Source organism: Pseudomonas sp. BAY1663 (assembly GCF_000582595.1).
Lineage (GTDB): Bacteria > Pseudomonadota > Gammaproteobacteria > Pseudomonadales > Pseudomonadaceae > Stutzerimonas > Stutzerimonas stutzeri_AF.
The window spans coordinates 1-2,722 of the sequence record NZ_AZSV01000169.1; the positions used below are offsets into that span (position 1 = coordinate 1).

General features: G+C 67.3%; 2 protein-coding genes and 1 pseudogene. 2 read left to right on the forward strand and 1 reads right to left on the reverse strand.

Annotated features, from left to right (window positions below):
* Nucleotides 1–500, reverse strand: a 500-nt coding sequence (locus BAY1663_RS22410) for a hypothetical protein (protein WP_037045257.1), incomplete at its 3' end; no start/stop codon positions are given.
* 339 nt (nucleotides 501–839) lie between these two features.
* Here BAY1663_RS22410 and BAY1663_RS22415 point away from each other — a divergent pair.
* Complete coding sequence (locus BAY1663_RS22415; RefSeq protein ID WP_037045258.1) at nucleotides 840–2,210, forward strand: NAD(P)-binding domain-containing protein; 1,371 nt, start codon at nucleotides 840–842, stop codon at nucleotides 2,208–2,210.
* Between the two features lie 134 nt (nucleotides 2,211–2,344).
* Nucleotides 2,345–2,722 (forward strand): annotated as a pseudogene (locus BAY1663_RS22420) (aminomethyltransferase); the annotation flags it as partial.

The following is a 2,722-nucleotide window of genomic DNA, read 5'->3' on the forward strand; positions in this document are numbered from 1 at the left end:
GCCAGCGTCTGCAAGGTGTCGCCGAGCAGCAGCCCGATCTCGCGCAAGCGATCGCGCTGGGCCTGGCGCGGCGGGCGCGGGAAATCCACCAGCAACGCACCGGACTCGCCGGCGTCGCTGGCGACCCCGCAGATCAGGCGCTGGCGCCCGGCACGCAGACAGCGGGCGCAGTTCATCAATCCGCCGCCCACAGGCAACCGCGTGGGGTCGGCACGCCAAGGACAGTCGTCCTGCGCACTACAGCCCGCCAGTGCGCCCAGCTGTCGCCAGCCGGCTGCACCTTCGCCCGGCAACAGCAACGATGCATGTTGTGCGCACAACTCGCGCTGCAGGGCCGCCAACAGCTTCAGCAGCGGCTCGTCGCTGCCCGGTTGGCGCAGCAGCCGCAAGGGCAGCTCGCGCAGCAGCCGTTCACCGGATGCGGCATCACGGCCACGCAGCCAGGGCCAGGACCATGGCCAGTTCACCAGGGCGTTGCGCATGGTTGTCTGCGGCGGCATCGGCTCTCTCGGTTGCGGCTCGGGGTCATGCGCAGCGGAGCAAGTTTCATGCCCTGCACGAGGAAAGCGGCAGGAAAGCGGGGAAACACCATCAGGAATTTATTTTTCCCACTGAGAAATATCGTCATCGTTGCCGCCGCCGCCCGGCAAACGCACCAGAACGAGGCCGCACGGGCCTTTGCCGCCTTCTCGCGGTGCCGCTCCGAGGCCCTGCGCAAGGCGAGATACCCCAAAGAGGATATGCACAGGAGGAGAGTTGCAGGCGGGTCGCGCTGAATTACCTTCGCTGCACCAAGGCATTTCCGGCGGATGTCCAGCCGACACTTCAGGAGAACGACAATGACCCCACGCATCGCCATCATCGGCGCCGGCCCCTGCGGGCTGGCCCAACTGCGCGCCTTCCAGTCCGCCGCGGCCAAGGGCGCGGCGCTGCCCGAACTGGTCTGCTACGAGAAGCAGAGCGACTGGGGCGGCATGTGGAACTACACCTGGCGCACCGGCCTGGACGAGCACGGCGAGCCGGTGCACGGCAGCATGTACCGCTACCTCTGGTCGAACGGGCCGAAGGAATGCCTGGAGTTCGCCGACTACACCTTCGACGAGCACTTCGGCCGGCCGATGGGCTCCTACCCGCCGCGCGAGGTGCTCTGGGACTACATCAAGGGCCGCGTCGAAAAGGCCGGCGTGCGCCAGTACATCCAGTTCAACACCGCCGTGCGCGGCGTTGTCTTCGACGAGGCCAGCGGCCAGTTCGAGGTCACCGTGCACAGCTACGACCAGGACCTGACCCGCACCGAGCGCTTCGACTACGTGGTGGTCGCCAGCGGCCATTTCTCCACGCCGAACGTGCCCTACTTCGAAGGCTTCGAGAGCTTCGCCGGGCGCGTGCTGCACGCCCACGATTTTCGCGACGCACTGGAATTCAAGGGCAAGGACGTGCTGGTGGTGGGCAGCAGCTATTCGGCCGAGGACATCGGCTCGCAGTGCTACAAATACGGCGCCCGCTCGATCACCAGTTGCTACCGCAGCGCACCGATGGGCTACCAGTGGCCGGAGAACTGGGAGGAGAAGCCGCTGCTCAGCCACGTGAAAGGCAGCACCGCGTTCTTCGCCGACGGCAGCAGCAAGCACGTCGACGCCATCGTCCTGTGCACCGGCTACAAGCACCACTTCCCGTTCCTCGCCGAGGAACTGCGACTCAAGACCGGCAACCGCCTGTGGCCGCTGAGCCTCTACAAGGGCGTGTTCTGGGAGGACAATCCCAGGCTGGTCTACCTCGGCATGCAGGACCAGTGGTACAGCTTCAACATGTTCGACGCCCAGGCCTGGTATGCCCGCGACGTGATCCTCGGCCGTATCGCCCTGCCCGACCGCGCCCATATGCGCGCCGAGGACCTGGCCTGGCGGCAGGAAGAGGAAACCCTGGAAACCGCCCAGCAGATGTTCGAGTTCCAGGGCGAATACATCCGCCAGCTGATCGAGGCCACCGACTACCCGAGCTTCGACATCGCCGCGGTGAACCAGACCTTCCTCGACTGGAAGCACGACAAGTACGAAGACATCATGGGCTACCGCGACAAGTGCCACCGCTCGCTGATGACCGGCACCCTGGCCACGCCGCACCACACCCCCTGGCTGCAGGCGCTGGACGACTCGCTCGAAGCCTACCTGGCCGAGAGCCCGACGCCCGGCATCAAGGCGGTGGGCTGACGCCTCGAACCCGTAGGAGCCGGCTTGCCGGCGATCGCTCGGCAATATCCCGGGGATCGCCAGCAAGCTGGCTCCTACCAAGAAACCGGGGCGCCCCCGTACGCCCCGCATCCCCCAGCCTTGCGGAGCCATCCATGCAGCAACCCGTGATCAGCCGGCCGCACGAGCCGGCGCTGTTCGCCCGCGCACCTGGCCTGGAGCGACATCGCGTCGCCCCTGGCGGATTGACCGTGGTGGCGCTGGAGCCCGGCGACCACCTGGAGGTGATCGACCTCGAAGGCGACCAACTCGCCGAACTGCTGGCCTTCGATGAGACGGGCCGCGAGGCGCTCGCCGCCCTCGGCCTGTCGGCCAGCCCCGATGCCGACTTCATCGGCCGCCTGCTGCACGATGGCAGCCACGAATCGCGGCACCTTGCCAGTGGCCTGGGCAAACGCCGGATCGACTGCCGCCACCTGCCCCCGGCCGCACGCCTCTGGCAGCCCGGCACGCCAGCCGGCTTCAGCCGCGCC

Excerpts from the sequence above, each read along its gene's own strand:
- BAY1663_RS22415 (WP_037045258.1), top strand. The coding sequence starts at position 840 with ATGACCCCACGCATCGCCATCATCGGCGCCGGCCCCTGCGGGCTGGCC.